We start from the raw sequence: 19,137 nt of genomic DNA on the forward strand, positions 1-19,137 counted from the left end.
ATGGCCGAGATTGTGCTGGACCATGTCACCAAGAGATACCCGGACGGCGCCACCCCGGTAAAAGACCTCAGCATCACCATCGCCGACGGCGAGTTCCTGATTCTGGTCGGCCCGTCGGGGTGCGGTAAGACGACAACGCTGAACATGATTGCCGGCCTTGAGGACATCTCGTCGGGCGAGCTGCGCATCGGTGGCGAGCGCATGAACGAGAAGGCGCCCAAGGATCGGGACATCGCGATGGTGTTCCAGTCGTACGCGCTGTATCCGCACATGACCGTGCGGCAGAACATCGCGTTTCCGCTGACGCTGGCCAAGATGAAGAAGGCCGAGATCGCCCAGAAGGTCGAGGAGACCGCCAAAACCCTTGACCTGACTGAACTGCTCGACCGCAAGCCCTCCCAGTTGTCAGGCGGGCAGCGACAGCGGGTCGCGATGGGCCGGGCGATCGTGCGCCACCCCAAAGCCTTCTTGATGGACGAGCCGCTGTCCAACCTGGACGCCAAGCTACGCGTCCAGATGCGCGGTGAGATCGCACGGCTGCAGAAGCGGCTGGGCACCACGACCGTCTACGTCACCCACGACCAGACCGAGGCCATGACGCTGGGAGACCGGGTGGTGGTGATGCGCGGCGGCGTCGCGCAGCAGATCGGCACCCCCGACGAGCTCTACGAACATCCGGCCAACCTGTTCGTCGCGGGGTTCATCGGCTCGCCGGCCATGAACTTCTTCCCGGCCACGTTGACGCCCACCGGGCTGACGCTGCCGTTCGGGGAAGTGGTGGTGACACCGGAAGTGCAACAGGCGATCGCCCGGCACCCCGCGCCGGAGAACGTCATCGTCGGGGTACGGCCCGAGCATCTGCACGACGCCGCTTTGATCGATGGGTACCAGCGCATCCGGGCGCTCACCTTCGAGGTGAAGGTGGACTTGGTTGAGTCGCTGGGTGCCGACAAGTTCGTCTACTTTTCCACCGCGGGGTGGGCGGCGCACTCAGCCCAGCTCGACGAGCTGGCCGCCGCCGCCCACGCCCACGAAAACCAGTTCGTGGCAAGGGTTCCCACGGAGTCCAAAGCGGCAATGGGGCAGTCTCTCGAGCTCGCGTTCGACACCGCGAAGCTCGCCGTTTTCGACCCCGGCACCGGGGCGAACCTGACCAACGCGGCGTCTGGGTAGCGGTGAGCCGGATCCTGGACCGGGTGCGGGCCCACCTGCGCCGCCACTTCGCCGGCGCCGAGCCCGATTCGGCGAGCGTGACATTCCTGGGCACCGAACCCATTGAGGTACTGCGCTTCCGCGGGACCGACGGGCTGCTGCACTACGTGTCGCTGGGCTGTTCGCGTTATCCGATGACCGACCCGACACAGATCGTCGATGACCGGACGCGGGGCCCGCGCGCCGAAGTCGTGCTGAGCCTGCGGAATCCGGGGCCGGTCAGCGGAATTGCCCGCAGCCTGGCGGTATTGGCCGCGACACCGGCCGTCGAGGGGTTGGTGCTGACCGCCGACGCGTTGGTCGATCTCGGCTCGCCGCTGTGGACGCGACCCGCGGGGCGAGTGCCGTTCACCGCGGTGTTGTTGGGCCCCAGCGACATCGACGATCTACCGCTGGAACCGCCCCGCGACCCGGTGCGATTCCTCGCGGCGACTCCCATCACCGCGACCGAAGCGGCGTGGGTGCGGTTGAAGGGCGCCGAAGCCATGCGACAGGCGTGGCAGAACGACGGCGTCGATGTGCTGAACCCGAATCGCCCTGCCGCACAACCTAATTGATCGAGCGGCTAGAGCCAGTTGAGCCTGCGGAAGCTGAAGTACAGGGTCAGGCAGGCGGTGGCCATTATCCCGACCACCACCGGATAGCCCCAGTGCCACTTCAGCTCAGGCATGAACTCGAAATTCATGCCATAGATGCCCGCGAACATGGTCGGCACCGCGACGATGCCGGCCCAGGCCGATATCTTGCGCATATCGGAGTTCTGCTGCATGCCCACGCGGGCCAATGCCGCCTGTATGAGCGAGTTGAGCATGTCGTCGTAGCTGTTGATGTGGTCCGCGGCCTCGGACTGGTGGTCGGCGACGTCGCGCAGGTAGCGCCGCACTTCTTTGGAGATCAGGTCCTTGTTTTCTACCTGCATTCGGTGGAACGCGCCGGACAGAGGGTTGACGCACCGGCGCAGTTCGACGACCTCGCGTTTGAGGAGATAAATCGGTTCGACGTCGAGCTTGCGGCCCGGCGCAAACGCCACCTCCTCGATGCTGTCGATGTCGGACTCGACCAGGCCGCTCACCTCGAGGTAATGGTCGACCACGTCGTCGGCGATGGCGTGCATCACCGCGTACGGTCCCAGGCGCATCTGCTCCGGGTCGGCTTCCATGCGCTTGCGCACCTCCGATAGCCCGCCGTGTTCACCATGGCGGACGGTGACCACGAAGTCCTTGCCAACGAAGACCATGATCTCGCCGGTTTCGACGATCTGGCGGGCCTTCGTCACCGATTCGTGCGCGACGTAGGTAACGGTCTTCAAGACAAGGAACACCGTGTCGTCGTACCGCTCAAGCTTGGGCCGCTGATGCGCGCAGACCGCGTCCTCGACGGCCAACGGGTGCAGCCCGAAAACGTCCGCGACGTCCTGCATCTCGGTTTGGTCGGGTTCGCGCAGGCCGACCCAGACGAACGCTTCGTGTCCGAGCATTTCGATCTGGCGCACCTTGTCCCGGGCCGCGGCGTAGCTGAATTTCCCGGGCAGCCGGTGGCCGTCGGCGTAGACGGCGCAGTCGACCAACGTCTCGTTGGGGGAGTGGGGTGGGGGATCGGGATGCGGCGGACGCGGCTCGTGGGCGAGCGGCCGAAGCGCTTCGGGCAATGCGTCAAAACCCTGGAACACATCCACCTCCGATCGCTGCGCAGGTCTGACCGGACGGTGCTTCATGCTACGCGCCCTGGCTTCGCAAAGCGCGCCGATCGGAGCGCGGCGGAGTGGGCCGGGTGTCGGACCGGAGGTTGGCAGCCGAGAGGGGTGCGCTAGTTTCGTGCCGAGACCCGAATCTGCATGACTATCTCCACAAGGAGCATTTCGACGTGAGCGCAAGTCCTCTCAAGGTCGCCGTCACCGGCGCCGCCGGCCAGATCGGCTACAGCCTGTTGTTCCGCCTGGCGAGCGGTGCACTGCTGGGCCCCGACCGCCCGATCGAGCTGCGGCTGCTCGAGATCGAGCCGGCGCTCAAGGCGCTCGAGGGCGTCGTGATGGAGCTGGACGACTGCGCGTTCCCGCTGCTGTCCGGGGTGGAGATCGGTGCGGACGCGAACAAGATCTTCGACGGCGCCAACCTCGCCCTGCTGGTCGGCGCCCGCCCGCGCGGCCCGGGCATGGAGCGCAGCGACCTGCTGGAGGCCAACGGCGCGATCTTCACCGCGCAGGGCAAGGCGCTGAACTCCGTCGCCGCCGACGACATCCGCATCGGCGTGACCGGCAATCCGGCCAACACCAACGCGCTGATCGCGCTGAACAACGCGCCCGACATCCCGAAGGAACGGTTCTCGGCGCTGACCCGTTTGGACCACAACCGGGCCATATCGCAGCTGGCCAAGAAGACCGGCGCGAAGGTCACCGACATCAAGAAGATGACGATCTGGGGCAATCACTCCGCCACCCAGTACCCCGACATCTTCCACGCCGAGGTGGGCGGCAAGAATGCCGCGGAGGTCGTTGGTGACCAGAACTGGATCGAGAACGACTTCATCCCGACCGTGGCCAAGCGCGGCGCGGCGATCATCGACGCGCGCGGTGCCTCCTCGGCCGCCTCGGCCGCGTCGGCGACCATCGACGCCGCCCGCTCGTGGCTGCTGGGCAGCCCGGACGGTGACTGGGTGTCGATGGCGGTCTACTCCGACGGCTCCTATGGCGTGCCGGAGGGAATCATGTCGTCGTTCCCGGTGACCACCAAGGACGGCAACTGGTCGATCGTGCAGGGGCTGGAGATCGACGACTTCTCCCGCAGCCGCATCGACAAGACCACCGCCGAGCTGGTCGACGAGCGCAACGCGGTGACCGAGCTGAAACTGATCTGACGCCACCCGGCCGTCGCGGAAGTCATCCCGCGCAGATTAGGCCTACTAATCGGTAGTCAGTACCCTGGGGCGCGTGTCCGAGTTGATTGAATCGATACAGATACGCGCCGAACAGGGCGCGATCACCGACGCGGAGATCTTCGAGGCACACGTAGGCGGCAAGCTTTCCGTAGGCCTGACGGCCCCCCTGGACACCCAGCGGGCATTGTCGATCGCCTACACCCCGGGTGTGGCGCAGGTCAGTCGCGCGATAGCCGCCGATCGCGCCAAGGCCGCCCGGTACACGTGGGCCAACCGGCTGGTCGCCGTCGTCAGCGACGGCAGCGCCGTGCTGGGCCTCGGCGACATCGGCCCCGCCGCGTCGCTGCCGGTGATGGAGGGCAAGTGCGCCCTGTTTCAGGCGTACGGCGGGCTGAACGCGATCCCGATCGTGCTGGACACCAAGGATCCCGACGAGATCGTCGAAACCCTGGTGCGCCTGCGCCCGACGTTCGGCGCGGTCAACCTCGAGGACATCTCCGCTCCGCGCTGTTTCGAGATCGAACGGCGCGTCATCGAAGCGCTGGACTGCCCTGTGATGCACGACGACCAGCACGGGACGGCGATCGTCGCGTTGGCCGCACTGATGGGCGCCACCAAGTTGCTCGGCCGCGACATGACGTCGCTGCGGGTAGTGGTTTCCGGCGCCGGGGCAGCGGGTGTCGCGTGCACGAATCTCCTTCTGGCGATGGGTGTTTCCGACATCACCGTGCTGGATTCGCGGGGGATCCTGCACACCGGGCGCGGCGACATGAATAGCGTGAAGAGTGTTCTGGCGCAGCGCACGAACCCTGACGGTCTCACGGGAAGCATGGCGGAAGCGCTGCGCGGCGCCGATCTGTTTCTCGGGGTCTCGGGTGGTGTGGTGCCCGAGGAGATGATCGCCACGATGGCGCCCGACGCGATCGTCTTCGCGCTGTCCAACCCCGATCCGGAGATCCATCCGCAGGTGGCGGCCAAGTACGCCGCGGTGGTGGCCACCGGCCGCAGCGACTTCCCCAACCAGATCAACAACGTGCTGGCCTTCCCCGGCGTTTTTCGGGGGGCGCTGGATGTCGGGGCGCGCCGGATCACGGAAAAGATGATGGTCGCCGCGGCCGAGGCGATCTTCTCGGTCGTGAGCGACGACCTGGCGTTCGACCGGATCGTCCCGAGCCCGCTGGACCTGCGCGTCGGGGATGCGGTCGCCACGGCGGTGGCCCTGGCCGCGGACCCCGCAGACATCGCGGGGTGAGGACCGGCTGGCTGGCGGTGCCGCTGCTCGCCGCCCTACTCGTTGTGGCGGGTTGCGGGACCGACACCGGCGACCACCGCGCCCGTCCGGAACTGGTGGTCGGCTCCGGGACGGATCCCGAGTCGGCGCTGCTGGCCGGCGTCTACGTGGCCGCGCTGCGGTCCTACGGTTTCGCGGCGCGCGCCGAGACCGCCGACGATCCGATGGCGCGCCTGGACTCGGGCGCGTTCACTGTCGTCCCGGCCCTGACCGGCCGCAAGCTGGAGAGTTTGCAGCCCGGCACGGTGGCGATCTCCGACGCGGATGTCTACCGCGCGATGGTGGCCGCGCTGCCCGAGGGAGTCGCCGCGGGCGACTATACGACCGCCGCGGAAGACAAACCCGTGCTGCTGGTGACGGGAGCCACCGCCAAGGCGTGGGGCGGCAGCGATGTCAGCGCCGACTTGAGCACGCTGCCGAAGCACTGCGCCGGCCTGGTCGTGGGCACCGTCACCGGCCGTCGGGCCCCGTCGAGCGTGGGCACCTGCCGGCTTCCCGCTCCGCGCGAATTGCCCGATGAGGCAACGATGTTCGCCGCGGTTCGGGCCGGGCAGCTGACCGCGGGGTGGACGACGACCGCCGACCCCGGCCTCCCCGCCGACCTCGTCACGCTCGTCGACGGCAAACCCGCTCTGATCCGGGCCGAGAACGTGGTGCCGCTGTATCGCCGCAACGCGCTGAGCGATCGGCAGCTGCTGGCGATCAACGAGGTCGCCGGCGTGCTGGACTCGGCGGCCCTGGTCGACATGCGCCGCCAGGTGGCCGGCGGAGCCGACCCGCAGGCGGTCGCCGGCGGGTGGTTGGCGGAGCATCCGCTGGGGCGGTAAGGCGGGCGTCAGCGCTTGGGCATGAGCTGGTGTACCACCTGCTGCACGCGTGCCATGACCGGCCCGCCCAGCAGCCGCTCAGGTCTCGAACCGGTCAGCCGAACCACCAGGTCCATCGCCTTCACGTCCGGTCCGACCAGCACCCTGGCCTTGTTCTTCTGCACGGCGCCCAGGATGATCTGGGCCGCCCGCTGTGGTGTGGTCTTGGCCTGCTGTTCCTCGAACTTCTCGGCCAGGCCGTCCTGGTCGAGCCCGTCGGCGAAGATGGCGTTGCGGGCGAACCCCGTCTTGACCCCGCCCGGGTGCACCGTCGTGACCCGCACCGGATGGCCGGCCCGCACCATCTCCTGTCGCAGCGCCTCGCTGAATCCGCGTACCGCGAACTTGGCGGAAACGTACGCCGCCTGGCCGGGAGCCGAAAACAGACCGAGCGCGCTCGAGACGTTGATGACGTGGCCGTCGCCGGAGGCGATCAGGTGCGGGAGGAATGCCTTCGTGCCGTTCACGACGCCCCAATAGTCGACGTCCATCACCCGTTCGATGTCCTCGAACCGGCTGTCTTCGATGGATCCGACGAACGTGATGCCGGCGTTGTTGTAGACCTGGTTGACCCGCCCGAAATGCTCGCCGACCGCGTCCGCGTAGGCCAGAAAAGCCTCGCGCTCGGTCACGTCGAGCCGATCCGCCTTGACTTCCGTTCCGATCGCCTTCAACTGCGCCTCGGTCTCGGCGAGACCGTCGACGCCGACGTCGCTGATCGCGAGCCTGGCGCCCGCGCGCCCCAGTTCGAGCGCCAATGCCTGGCCGATCCCCGAACCCGCGCCGGTCACCACAGCGACCTTGCCGGCGAACCCATGCATGCGTACTCCCTCGTGATGGCGTGCTGCGTCAGGCTATCCGTTACCGGCGGCCATCACTGCTTGGGCATCAGCCGGCCCATGACGGGCCCGAAGAGCTGCTGATATCCGGGGCCGGTCAGCCGCACCAAGGCGTCCAACACCTTGGCGTCCGTGCCGACCAGGACCCGGGCCTTCTTCTTGCGCACGGCCTCCAGGATGATCTGGGCGGCTCGTTGCGGGCTGGTCTTGGCGAGCCGTTTGTCGAACAGGCTGGCCAGCTGGGCCTGGTCGAGCCCCTCGGCGGCGGTGGCATTGCGGGCGATCGCGGTCTTGATGCCGCCGGGGTGGACCGTGGTCACCGCCACCGGGTGTCCGGCCGCCACCATTTCCTGTCGCAGCGCCTCGGTGAATCCCCTGACCGCGAACTTGGCCGAGTTGTAGGCCGCCTGCCCGGGCACCGAGAACAACCCGAACACGCTGGAGACGTTGATGACGTGGCCGTCGCCGGAGGCGATCAGGTGCGGCAGGAATGCCTTGGTGCCGTTGACCACGCCCCAGAAGTCGACGTCCATCACCCGTTCGATGTCCTTGAACTGGCTGACTTCGACGTCGCCGGTGAAGGCGATGCCGGCGTTGTTGTAGATCTGGTTGACCTTGCCGAAGTGCTCCTTGACCGCGTCGGCGTAGGCCAGGAACGCCTCGCGCTCGGTCACGTCGAGCCGGTCCGACTTGACCTCGGCACCGATCGCCTTCAGCTGCGCCTCGGTTTCGGCCAGGCCTTCGACGTCGACGTCGCTGATCGCGACCTTGGCGCCCGAGCGGGCCAGCTCAACGGCCAGCGCCCGTCCGATGCCCGAACCCGCGCCCGTCACCACGGCCACCTTGCCGGCGAACCCCTGCATGAGCACCCTTCCTTGTCGGCTCGTTTGCGTCGAGGCTAGCCGGTACCAGCGGTCACTCGTACCGGCGGGTGTTGCGGGATCGCCCCGTCTAGCGGAACGCGGTGTCGAGGATCTCCTGCTGTTCGACCGCGTGCACCTTCGACGAGCCCGACGACGGGGCCGACATGGCCCGGCGCGAGATCCGCTTGAGCCCGGTCAGTTTGTCGGGCAGCAGTTCGGGCAGCTCGAGGCCGAACCGCGGCCAGGCACCCTGGTTGGCCGGCTCCTCTTGCACCCAGAAGAACTCGTTGGCGCCGGGGTAGCGGTCGAGCGTCTCGTTGAGCCGGCGCTTGGGCAGCGGGGCGAGCTGCTCGATGCGCACGATCGCGACGTCGTCCCGGTTGTCCTTGGCCTTGCGCGCCACCAGCTCGTAGTAGATCTTGCCGCTGGTCAGCAGGATCCTGGTGACCTTGGTGCGGTCACCGATGCCGTCCTCGTAGGTCGGCTCTTCGAGCACGGAGCGGAACTTGATCTCGGTGAAGTCCCTGACGTCGCTGACGGCGGCCTTATTGCGCAGCATCGACTTCGGCGTGAAGACGATCAGCGGCCGCTGAACCCCGTCGAGTGCGTGCCGGCGCAGGAGATGGAAATAGTTCGACGGCGTCGACGGCACCGCGATGGTCATCGAACCCTCCGCCCACAGCTGCAGGAAGCGTTCGATGCGGCCGGAGGTGTGGTCGGGGCCCTGACCTTCGTGGCCGTGCGGGAGCAGCAGCACCACGTTGGACAGCTGGCCCCACTTGGCCTCGCCGGAGCTGATGAACTCGTCGATGATCGACTGCGCGCCGTTGACGAAGTCGCCGAACTGCGCCTCCCACAGCACCAGGGCGTCCGGGTTGCCCACGGTGTAGCCGTATTCGAATCCGACGGCGGCGTACTCCGACAGCGGTGAGTCGTACACCAGGAACTTGCCGCCGGTGGGCGTCCCGTCGGTGTTCGTGGCCAGTAGTTGCAGCGGGGTGAACTCTTCGCCGGTGTTGCGGTCGATGATCACGGAATGCCGCTGGGAGAAGGTCCCGCGCCGGGTGTCCTGGCCGGAAAGCCGCACCAGCTTGCCCTCGGCCACCAGCGAACCCAGCGCCAGCAGCTCGCCGAAGGCCCAGTCGATCTTGCCTTCGTAGGCCATCTCCCGGCGCTTTTCCAGCACCGGCTGCACCCGCGGGTGCGGGCTGAAGCCCTCCGGCAGGGCGAGGAACGCGTCACCGATGCGGGACAGCAACGCCTTGTCCACCGCGGTCGACAGGCCCGCAGGAAGCATCTGGTCGGCCTCGACGGATGCGCTCGGCTGGACGCCGTGTTTCTCCAGGTCCCGGACCTCGTTGAACACCCGTTCCAGCTGGCCCTGGTAGTCGCGCAGCGCGTCCTCGGCCTCCTTCAGCGAGATGTCGCCGCGGCCGATCAGGGCCTCGGTGTAGCTCTTGCGGACCCCACGCTTGGTGTCGACGACGTCGTACATGGCGGGGTTGGTCATCGACGGGTCGTCGCCTTCGTTGTGGCCGCGCTTGCGGTAGCACAGCATGTCGATGATGACGTCCTTCTTGAACTTCTGCCGGAAGTCCACGGCCAGCTGCGCCACCCACACGCAAGCTTCCGGGTCGTCGCCGTTGACGTGGAAGATCGGCGCCCCGATCATCTTGGCGACGTCGGTGCAGTATTCGCTGGAACGCGAATACTCCGGCGCGGTGGTGAAGCCGATCTGGTTGTTGACGATGATGTGGATGGTGCCGCCGACCCGGTAACCGGGCAGGTCCGCCATGTTCAGCGTCTCGGCGACGATGCCCTGGCCGGCAAAGGCGGCATCACCGTGCAGCATCATCGGCACCACCGAGAAGGCCTTCTCGTCCCCATCGTCGTGCGCGCCGCGGTTCAGCAGGTCCTGCTTGGCCCGGACGAGGCCCTCGAGCACCGGGTCCACGGCCTCGAGGTGCGACGGGTTGGCGGTCAAGGAGACCTGAATGTCGTTGTCGCCGAACATCTGCAGGTAGACGCCGGTGGCGCCGAGGTGGTACTTGACGTCACCGGAGCCGTGCGCCTGCGACGGGTTGAGGTTGCCCTCGAACTCGCTGAAGATCTGCGAGTACGGCTTGCCGACGATGTTGGCCAGCACATTGAGCCGCCCGCGGTGCGGCATCCCGATGACTACTTCGTCGAGGCCGTGCTCGGCGCACTGGTCGATCGCCGCGTCCATCATCGGGATCACGCTCTCGGCGCCCTCCAGCGAGAACCGTTTCTGCCCAACGTATTTCGTCTGCAAGAACGTCTCGAATGCCTCGGCGGCGTTCAGCTTGCTCAAGATGAATTTCTGCTCGGCCACCGTCGGTTTGACATGTTTGGTCTCGACGCGCTGCTGCAGCCACTCTTGCTGCGAGGGCTCGAGGATGTGGGTGTATTCCACGCCGATGTGGCGGCAGTAGGCGTCGCGCAGCAGGCCCAGCACGTCGCGCAGCTTCTTGTACTCGCAGCCGGCAAAGCCGTTGACCTTGAACACCCGGTCCAGATCCCACAGCGTCAGCCCGTGGTTGAGGATCTCCAGGTCGGGGTGGCTGCGGAATCGGCTGCCGTCCAGCCGCAGCGGGTCGATGTCGGCCATCAGGTGGCCGCGGTTGCGGTAGGCCGCGATCAACTCCATCACCCGGGCGTTCTTGTCGACGATCGAGTCCGGGTTGTCGGTGCTCCACCGCACCGGCAGGTACGGGTTGCCCAGTTCGCGGAAGATGTCGTCCCAGAACGCGTCCGACAGCAGCATCTCGTGGATGGTGCGCAGGAAGTCCCCGGATTCCGCGCCCTGAATGATCCGGTGGTCATACGTCGAGGTCAGCGTGATCAGCTTGCCGATTCCCAGCTCGGCGATGCGCTCCTCGCTGGCGCCCTGGAACTCGGCGGGGTATTCCATCGCGCCGACGCCGATGATGGCGCCCTGGCCGGCCATCAGCCGCGGCACCGAGTGCACCGTGCCGATGGTGCCCGGGTTGGTCAGCGAAATCGTGACGCCCGCAAAGTCTTCGGCGGTCAGCTTGCCGTCGCGGGCCCGGCGCACGATGTCCTCGTACGCGGAGACGAATTCCGCGAAGCGCATCGTCTCGCAACCCTTGATGCCCGCCACCACCAGCGAACGCTTGCCGTCCTTGCCCTGCAGGTCGATGGCCAGGCCCAGGTTGGTGTGAGCCGGGGTGACCGCGGTGGGTTTGCCGTCGACCTCGGCGTAGTGCCGATTCATGTTCGGGAACTGCTTGATCGCCTGCACCAGCGCGTAGCCCAGCAGGTGGGTGAAGGAGATCTTGCCGCCGCGGGTGCGCTTGAGCTGGTTGTTGATGACGATGCGGTTGTCGATCATCAGCTTGGCCGGGACGGCCCGGACGCTGGTGGCGGTCGGCACGTCCAGCGAGGCTGACATGTTCTTGACGACGGCGGCCGCGGCGCCGCGCAGCGTCTGCAGCTCGTCGCCTTCCGCGGGCGGGGGAGTCGGGGCTTTGGCTTTGGCCGGTGCTGCCGCGGGGACGCTGGCGGCACCGTTGCCGGCGGCCGGTTGGGCCGGCGCCGCGGTCTGGGCGGACGGCTGGGCGACCGGCGCGGGTTGTGCTTGCGGGGCGCTCGCGGCGGGCCGGCCGTCGCCGGCGGCCGGGGCGCTGGAAGCCGAGTCGTTGGTCGGCTCGGGGTTGTAGTCGACTAGGAACTCGTGCCAGCTCGGATCCACCGACGAGGGGTCATCGCGGAACTTGCGGTACATCTCCTCGACCAGCCATTCGTTCTGCCCGAATGGTGAACTTATGTTGCTCACGACCGCTGTTCGCCTCAATTCCTCTGTCCTGCAAGCGCTTACACAGCTCTTGCACGGCGCCTGTACGTTTCTCGGGCCCCGGATTGTGCAGCATGTCACAGTCGTGGCGATGCTCCACGTTTCCCGCCCTATAAAGGCTAACCTTTCGCCAGCAATTCGCCAGGGAGACGGGGTCCGGAGGGGGCGCTAGCCGGCTTCGTGGAACGGCGGCACCAGGTGCAGGGCGCGCGGCCACCGCACGGGCGCGGCGCCGAATGCCCGGTCGGCATTGCGGACGATCTTCTTGCCCGCGAAGTAGTTGCCCACGGCCCCGACGACGACCCCGATGCCCACCGGGAGCAGTTTGCCGAACACCAGGGCGCCGCGCCGCAGCGCGTACCGCTTGACCCACGACTTGAATAATCGCGAGTTCAGCCCTGAGATCGACGACAGTGGCACGGCGGCCACGCTCTCGGAAATCCAGCCACCGTTGGTGCGGCTCGGGCCGAACAGTTGGGTGACCGCTTCCTTACTGTTATCGCCGACTAGCACCGACAGCACCAGGGCGCGGCGGCGTTCCCGGTGATCGGCGGGGATGTCGTAGACCACCGCGACGGCCAACACGAAGAACGCGGTGGCCTCCAGGAACGTCACCGTTTCCGCCGCGGCGGCAGACAGCGCGCTCAAGGTGCCGATGCCGGGGATCGTCGCCGCCGCGCCCACCGCCATGCCGCTGGCCGTCACCATGCCCACGTAGCGCTTCTGCAGCTTGGCGAGGATGTCGGCCGGGCTGCTGCTCGGGTGCGCGTTGCGCAGCCGGGACACATAGGCCTCGGCCGCCGGTCCTTGGATCCGCGAGCTCCGCTCGATGACCTGGGCCAAAGCCCGCGCGGACGTCTTGGGCCGGCCGTTGGTGGGCGTCGGCGCCTGCTCCGCGTGCGACATGCTAAAAAACCGGTTCGAAGACCGCTTCCGTCGGGCCCGCATCTTGCCTCTCCTGCAAATGGCGTCCTACCAGGCTAACCTGCGCGCTGCAGAACGCACGAAACCTTCGCGTGATGTACCCGGATCGGGTCAGTCGCTGCCCTCAATTGCGTCAGCGGCCATAATGCAGGCTGGATGTCCGTGACGGTCCGGGCCCGCCGACGAGACGGCCCCGTGCAGCCGGCCATCCACGGAAGCTGAAACGAGGTGGGTAGATGACCGCGGCGACGCCTCCGTCGTCCGGGATGACCCGGCGCGCTGCGCCGAACCCAGCCCACCTCACCAAGCGCTGGAACTTCCTCACCCAGAATTCCCCGCAATCCCAGAAGCCCTGGAACGCGCTCTGGGCGATGATGATCGGCTTTTTCATGATCATGGTCGACTCGACCATCGTCGCCATCGCGAACCCGACGATCATGACCAAGTTGCACATCGGCTACGACACCGTGGTCTGGGTAACCAGCGCCTACCTGCTGGGTTATGCGGTCGTGTTGCTGGTGGCCGGGCGGCTCGGTGACCGATTCGGCCCCAAGAACCTGTACCTGATCGGTCTGGTGGTGTTCACCGTCGCCTCGGTGTGGTGCGGGCTGTCGGGCAGCGCCGCCATGCTGATCGCCGCCCGGGTGGTGCAGGGAGTCGGCGCCGGGGTGCTCACCCCGCAGACCTTGTCGACGATCACCCGGATCTTCCCGGCGGAGCGGCGCGGCGTCGCGGTGAGCCTTTGGGGAGCCACCGCCGGGGTCGCCAGCCTGGTGGGCCCGCTGGCCGGCGGCGTGCTGGTCGACGGGCTGGGGTGGCAGTGGATCTTCTTCGTCAACGTCCCCATCGGCGTGGCCGGGCTCGCGCTGGCGTACTGGCTGGTGCCGGTGCTGCCCACCCAGTCGCACCGGTTCGACGTGGTCGGCGTCGCGCTGTCCGGCGTGGGGATCTTCCTGATCGTGTTCGGGCTGCAACAGGGCCAGGCCGCGCACTGGCAGCCGTGGATCTGGGCGATGCTGGTCGCCGGAGCCGGGTTCATGACGGTGTTCGCGTTCTGGCAGTCGATGAACACCGACGAGCCGCTGATTCCCCTGGTGATCTTCCGCGACCGCGACTTCGGCCTGTGCAACGTCGGGGTGGCCATCGTCTCGTTCGCCGCGACGGCGATGATGCTGCCGCTGACGTTCTACGCGCAGGCCGTGTGCGGGCTGTCGCCGACGCGCTCGGCCCTGCTGATCGCGCCGATGGCGATCGCCAACGGTGTGTTCGCCCCGTTCGTCGGCAGGATGGTCGACAAATACCATCCACGGCCGGTCCTCGGGTTCGGCTTCTCGGTGCTGGCGATAGCGCTGACCTGGCTCACCTTCGAGATGTCACCGGCGACGCCGATCTGGCGGCTGGTGTTGCCGTTCTTTGCGTCGGGCGTCGGGATGGCGTTCGTGTGGTCGCCGCTGACCGCCACCGCGACGCGCAACCTGCCGCCGCGCCTGGCCGGCGCGGGCTCCGCCGTGTACAACTCCGTCCGCCAGCTCGGCGCGGTGCTCGGAAGCGCCGGCATGGCCGCGTTCATGACCGCACGGATCGGCGCCGAGATGCCGCCGCAGCCGTCCGGCGGTGTCGGCGAGGAGGCGCCCGCCACGCTGCAACTGCCCGAGTTCCTGCGCGACCCGTTCGCGGCCGCCATGTCGCAATCGGTGCTGTTGCCCGCGTTCATTGCGCTGTTCGGGATCTTGGCCGCCTTGTTCTTGATCGGTTACGTTCCGTCGGCCGCGGCCGGCGGGCCGCCCGGGGTGGGCGATTTGGTTGGCGATGATTATGACGACGACGACTACGTCGAATTCATCCTTGGTGAACCGGAGGCCGCCCCCGCATCGCGCGCGGCGTACGGGCGCGCAAGCGGTGCCGGGACTCCGGCCGATCGTCCCGCCCGCCCGCGCCCGCCGTCGGCATGGCACAGCCGGCGCGACGACCCCGTTCCGAACGGTGGCCCAATCGGTTTCGCGCACAACGGCTCCCATGTCGACGCCCGTCAGCGGTTCCGTCCGGTAACCGAACTGTCTGCGCGCGCCTACCGGTCCGCCCCCCGCGATCGGCCCGCGCCGCCGCCCCCGCGGCCGCAGAACGGCTCGGCGCGCGGTCATCGGCACCGCCGCGATGCCGACGAAGACCCGACCGGTTACGGTCGCCACTCGTCCGGCAACTAGGCCCGGGCCGGTTGTCACGTCCGCTGCGTCAGCGCCAGAAATGCGCCCAGGTCGATCAACCCCGCGGGCGTGGTGGGCAGGTACTCGGTCAGCGACCCCGAGCGCACGATAACCGCCGCATACTGAGCCCGGCTGATGGCGACGTTGAGCCGGTTCCTGTTGAGCAGGAACGACATTCCGCGCGGCACCACGTCCGCGGAAGAGGCCGTCATCGAGATGAACACCACCGGCGCCTGCCCGCCCTGGAACTTGTCGACCGTGCCAACCCGGGCCTCGCCGAGCCCGCCGGCGGTCAACCGGCGGCGCAGCAGCGCCACCTGGGCGTTGTAGGGCGCCAGCACCAACACGTCGGAAGCGGTCAGGGGCCGGGTGCCGTGCTCATCGGTCCACGGTGTTCCGAGCAGTCGATCGATCTCGGCGGCGATCGCTTCCGCCTCCTCGGGGCTCTCCGTCGAGTTGCCGTGGTGCCCGACGGTGAGCGTCCGGACGCCGGGCCGGTATCCGGCCAGGCGTCGGGCGGCGGTGCACTCGTGGGAACGCAGCCTGCCCTCGTAGGACAGGGCGGACACCGCGGCGCACACCGCCGGGTGCATCCGGTACGACAGGTCCAGGAAATAGCCCCGTTCGTCGGGCAGCGTGCGCTGGCCGTCCACCAGCCAGTCGAGGGCGGACGTGTCAACCGGGTCGGGATGGGTTCCCTGGCTGACCTGCGGCAGCTGCTGGGGGTCGCCGAGCAGCAACAGGTTCGCCGCGGCCGGCGCCACGGCGATGGTGTTGGCCAGACAGAATTGGCCCGCCTCGTCGATCACCAGCAGGTCCAGGCTGTCGCGCGGGACCCGATTGGCGTTGGCGAAATCCCATGCGGTTCCGCCCACCACGCAGCCCGCGGTGTCAGCGATGAAACTGGCGTAAGCGCCGCCGTCGATCTCCTGCCAGCGCGGGGCGTTGTGGTCATTGCGTTTCTTCGCCACCCGCGCCGGCTCCAGCCCGGCGTCGATGACGCAGTCCAACAGGTTCTCCACCGCGGCATGCGACTGCGCGACCACGCCGACGCGCCAGCCGTGGACGGTGACCAGGCGCTGGATCACGCGGGCGGCGGTATGTGTTTTGCCGGTGCCCGGCGGTCCATGCACTGCCAGGTACGACGAATCCAAATCCAGTACCGCGGCGGCGATGTCGGCTGCGGTGTCGGTGCCACGCGGCGGCGCGGTCCCGCTGAGCGTGCGGGGCGCGCGGCGCAGCAGGATGTCGGCGACGGCGTTGCGGGGTAGCTGCGGCAAGCCGGCCGCCACGGCGGTGGCCGTCGTTTCGATCGATTCGCGCAGTGCGGTCGTCGGAATCGGCGGGCCCGGGGTGAGCGCGAACGGGAGTTGGTGGAATGGCTTGCCGTCGTTGCCCACTCGCTCAACGATGGTCACCTCGGTGGGCAGCGCCGGGTCGTCGGCCTCGACGACAGTGGCGCGTCCGGCCGCCCGCCGGTCGGGATCGTCGGACATCCCCGGTGGGGCCGGCGGGTCGTAGAGCGCGAAGACGTCGGCCACCAGCTCCCCGCGTGCCAGCTCACCGCGCAGTCGGACCCGTCGCTGCCGCTTGCGCGCGCGGGGCGGCGTGTTCCAGTCGACGGCAAGCGACGCGTTCTCCGCGATGAAGACGTCGGTGTTGTCCGCCCATTCCTCGACGGGGAAGTTCAGCCGGTCAAAGTGGGCCCACCAGAACGGTTTGTCCTCGCGCCGGTGGTAGCCGCGCGCCGCGGCCAGCAGTGCGACCGCCGTCTGCTCGGGAGTGCGCTCACCGATGGCGGGGTCACCGGTGAACCCCGACAAGGTCACCGCCAACTGGTCGTGGTCCTCGACGGTGTTGCCGCCCCGCACGGGCTGGGCGCCGACCGGTACGACGCCGGATTCGTAGGCGCGCAACATCAACCAGTTACGCAGTTCCTGGGTCGAGCGGCAGTCGTAGTGGTTGTAGTCCTCGATCTCCTTGAGCACGGAGGCGGCCTCGTCGCGTCGGCCGTCGGCCTGCAGTTCGCAGTACCGCGCGTAGGAGGTGATCGAACCGGTGGCCGTGGTCACGTCGCCGGCCCGCAGCTGCGCTCCCATGTAGAGCGGTTCCAGCGCCTTCAGGCTGAACGATTCCGCGCCCACGCGAATACTCTTGCGTACCAACGGGTAAAGGTCTACGAGCGTTCCGCTGCGCAGCAATTCGTCAACCTGGTCCTCGCCGGCCCCGTAGCGGCCGGCGAGCTTCAGCAGCGCGGTCTTCTCGTACGGCGCGTAGTGGTAGATGTGCATGTTCGGACGGCGCTTGCGGCGCTTGGCCACCATCGCCAGGAAATCGGTCAGGGCCTTGCGTTCGTCCACCCGGTTGTGCGCCCATAAGGGGCGAAAGCCGCCGGCCGGCCCCGCTTCCAGGACGCCGAACAGGTATTCCAAACCCCACTCCCGTCCGTCGACGGTCCACAGCGGGTCGCCCTCGAAGTCGAAGAACAGGTCGCCCGGGTCCGGTTCGGGTAGCAGCGTCAGCGGCTGCGGGTCGACGATCTCGAAAAGCGGTGTGCCGGTTTCGCGTTGGCGAACTTGAAGGCTCGCCTGGGCGGTCAGTTTGCCGAGTGTGCCGGACGCGATCTCCGGTACCGGGCCGGTGTGCCGGGCGAGCTCGGACACCGTGGTGATTCCGGCGTCGATCAACTTGTCCCGCTGGCCCACTCGCATGCCGGCGACCAGCAGCAGGTCGTCGGTGGCCCGCAGTTGCCCGGTGCACAACGGGCAACGCAAGCAGGCGCCCACGCCCTCGTCATCCCAGCGAACCGCGGCGCCCCCGGCGTGGTGCTCGTCCAGGAGCCGCTGCAATCGGGCGCGCTGGGAGCGGTAGACGGGAACGAGGTCGCGGACGCGGTAGCGCGCCGCCGTCCCGTCGCCCAGGTGCAGTTCGGCCTCGGGGGCCACCGGCACACCGGAGGCGGCCAGCGCGTCGGCGTAGGCGGCCAGCTGGAGCAGCGCGGTGACGTTGGCCGAACGGGCCAGCTTGGTGTCGATCACTCGGTAGTGCTCGTCGTCTCGCACCAAAAAGTCGGCGAAGCCGAGGAAGCGGCCGTCGAACATGGCGGCTTGATACACCGCGGGCGCGCCGCCGGCGATGGCGCGCCGGGTTGCCTCGGCGGCCGCCGCGAGGCCGGCGAGCGTGTAGGCCGGGCGGCCGATGACCGCAACGCCATCACCGAACTTCTCGCGTAGCCGGTCCAATTCGCGTCGCTCGTGCTCGTTCCCGAGGACCGCGGTCCGCGCGAGCAAATCATCCTCGACCGTGGCGGCGGGTCCCCGGCCCAGCTTCGCGTCGAAATCCCGCAACAGGGCGTACTCGCAGCGGGCTGCGGCGGCGAGGTCCGACGCGCTGTACACGATGCTGTCGCCGGTGACGAACACAGCAGCAACTGTAGGTGAGGGGACTGACGGAAACGGAGGCTCAGTGACCCGGTGCGTTACCGATCAGCTCCACGCCGTTGCCGTTCCAGTGGAATCGCACATCGGTGTTCAACCCGTTGATGCCGCTGGGGTAGGTCAGCGCCACCGTGTCGCCGGTGGTTTGCGACGCGTCGATGCCATTGAACCCGTAGGTGTCGGGGACCCCCTGCGGGATGAACTGCCCGAGATGGAACAGCACCGCCCGGGTGGTGGGATTGACGGCGTTGGTATTGGCCTTGATGATCACCGCCGACAGCTGGGCGCACTGGTTGTAGTTGCCGGCCAGTGGCTCGGGGTTCCAGCCTTGCTGGCTGCGCGGGTCGCGCGGGAGCTCAGAGACCACCTTCGCGATCGTGGGGGAGGCGAGGTTGATCGCGCATGGGTCCGCCGGCGCGGTGCTGCCGGGCGGTGCGGCGGCGCCGGAGGGCTGAGCCGGGGCGGTGATGGACGGGGTGTCCGTAGTCGTCGTAGCCTGCGGCGTCTTCGCGACCGTGGAGTCTCCCGAACCACAGCCGGTCAACGTCATGGCGATCAACGCGAGAGCGGCCGAGCCGGTCAGTGGCTCGGTACGGCGGGGTATCGACCACACATCGCGCACCGTACCGTCATCGCGCGCGCAGGTGTGACAGGCATGGCCGGGCCCGGCGCGGCTGTGCTCATGATCACGGGGCCTCGCGATCGGGGCCCGATGGTGGTGACCCGCAGCGCTCAGCTCCCGCTGAGCTCGCGATCACCACGGGGCCCGATGGTGGTGACCCGCAGCGCTCA

The 19,137-nt window shown here is 68.1% G+C and carries 13 protein-coding genes; 6 read left to right on the plus strand and 7 right to left on the minus strand.

From position 1 onward, the window contains the following. The gene (locus A5756_RS13285; RefSeq protein WP_066952925.1) at positions 1 to 1,173 is read left to right on the plus strand and encodes an ABC transporter ATP-binding protein; all 1,173 of its coding nucleotides are present in this window, start codon (positions 1 to 3) and stop codon (positions 1,171 to 1,173) included. A gap of 2 nt (positions 1,174 to 1,175) precedes the next feature. Then, on the plus strand, positions 1,176 to 1,769 hold the full coding sequence (locus A5756_RS13290) for a suppressor of fused domain protein (protein WP_066952927.1): 594 nt from the start codon (positions 1,176 to 1,178) through the stop codon (positions 1,767 to 1,769). An 8-nt stretch (positions 1,770 to 1,777) separates the two neighbouring features. Here A5756_RS13290 and corA read toward each other — a convergent pair whose 3' ends face one another. Beyond that, positions 1,778 to 2,881: a magnesium/cobalt transporter CorA gene (gene corA, locus A5756_RS13295; protein WP_066953044.1), complete on the minus strand. Its 1,104-nt coding sequence runs from the start codon at positions 2,879 to 2,881 to the stop codon at positions 1,778 to 1,780. A gap of 194 nt (positions 2,882 to 3,075) precedes the next feature. Between corA and A5756_RS13300 the strand changes: the two genes are divergently transcribed. The 3 genes from A5756_RS13300 to A5756_RS13310 all read left to right on the plus strand — a co-directional run bounded on the left by A5756_RS13300 (position 3,076) and on the right by A5756_RS13310 (position 6,204). Then, entirely contained in the window at positions 3,076 to 4,065 is a 990-nt protein-coding gene (locus A5756_RS13300) for a malate dehydrogenase (protein ID WP_066952929.1), read from the plus strand. A 73-nt stretch (positions 4,066 to 4,138) separates the two neighbouring features. Continuing rightward, entirely contained in the window at positions 4,139 to 5,338 is a 1,200-nt protein-coding gene (locus A5756_RS13305; RefSeq protein WP_066952931.1) for an NADP-dependent malic enzyme, read from the plus strand. Beyond that, a complete protein-coding gene (locus A5756_RS13310) occupies positions 5,335 to 6,204 on the plus strand; it encodes a glycine betaine ABC transporter substrate-binding protein (RefSeq protein WP_066952933.1) in 870 nt (289 codons plus the stop codon). The genes A5756_RS13305 and A5756_RS13310 overlap by 4 nt, the downstream gene beginning before the upstream one ends. 8 nt (positions 6,205 to 6,212) lie before the next feature. Here the strand turns inward: A5756_RS13310 and A5756_RS13315 are convergent, their stop codons facing one another. The 4 genes from A5756_RS13315 to A5756_RS13330 all read right to left on the minus strand — a co-directional run bounded on the left by A5756_RS13315 (position 6,213) and on the right by A5756_RS13330 (position 12,728). Continuing rightward, positions 6,213 to 7,064, minus strand: coding sequence for an SDR family oxidoreductase (locus A5756_RS13315; protein WP_066952935.1), 852 nt, complete (start codon positions 7,062 to 7,064; stop codon positions 6,213 to 6,215). Between the two features lie 53 nt (positions 7,065 to 7,117). Then, positions 7,118 to 7,945, minus strand: coding sequence for an SDR family oxidoreductase (locus tag A5756_RS13320; protein WP_066952937.1), 828 nt, complete (start codon positions 7,943 to 7,945; stop codon positions 7,118 to 7,120). An 88-nt stretch (positions 7,946 to 8,033) separates the two neighbouring features. Then, complete coding sequence (locus A5756_RS13325) at positions 8,034 to 11,762, minus strand: multifunctional oxoglutarate decarboxylase/oxoglutarate dehydrogenase thiamine pyrophosphate-binding subunit/dihydrolipoyllysine-residue succinyltransferase subunit (protein WP_066952939.1); 3,729 nt, start codon at positions 11,760 to 11,762, stop codon at positions 8,034 to 8,036. A gap of 186 nt (positions 11,763 to 11,948) precedes the next feature. Continuing rightward, entirely contained in the window at positions 11,949 to 12,728 is a 780-nt protein-coding gene (locus A5756_RS13330; protein WP_066952941.1) for a hypothetical protein, read from the minus strand. 212 nt (positions 12,729 to 12,940) lie between these two features. On the opposite strand from A5756_RS13330, the gene A5756_RS13335 reads away from it, so the two are divergent. Continuing rightward, positions 12,941 to 14,908, plus strand: a complete 1,968-nt coding sequence (locus A5756_RS13335) for an MFS transporter (protein WP_082960029.1) — start codon at positions 12,941 to 12,943, stop codon at positions 14,906 to 14,908. 14 nt (positions 14,909 to 14,922) lie between these two features. On the opposite strand, the gene A5756_RS13340 is transcribed toward A5756_RS13335, so the two are convergent. Next, positions 14,923 to 18,330 carry a TM0106 family RecB-like putative nuclease gene (locus A5756_RS13340; protein ID WP_066952945.1) on the minus strand — a complete coding sequence of 1,136 codons (3,408 nt, stop codon included), beginning with the start codon at positions 18,328 to 18,330 and terminating at the stop codon, positions 14,923 to 14,925. 40 nt (positions 18,331 to 18,370) lie between these two features. Further along, complete coding sequence (locus A5756_RS13345) at positions 18,371 to 18,967, minus strand: LppP/LprE family lipoprotein (RefSeq protein ID WP_066952947.1); 597 nt, start codon at positions 18,965 to 18,967, stop codon at positions 18,371 to 18,373. Positions 18,968 to 19,137 lie beyond the last annotated feature (170 nt).

The sequence above is a fragment of the Mycobacterium sp. 852002-53434_SCH5985345 genome (assembly GCF_001667155.1).
Lineage (GTDB): Bacteria > Actinomycetota > Actinomycetes > Mycobacteriales > Mycobacteriaceae > Mycobacterium.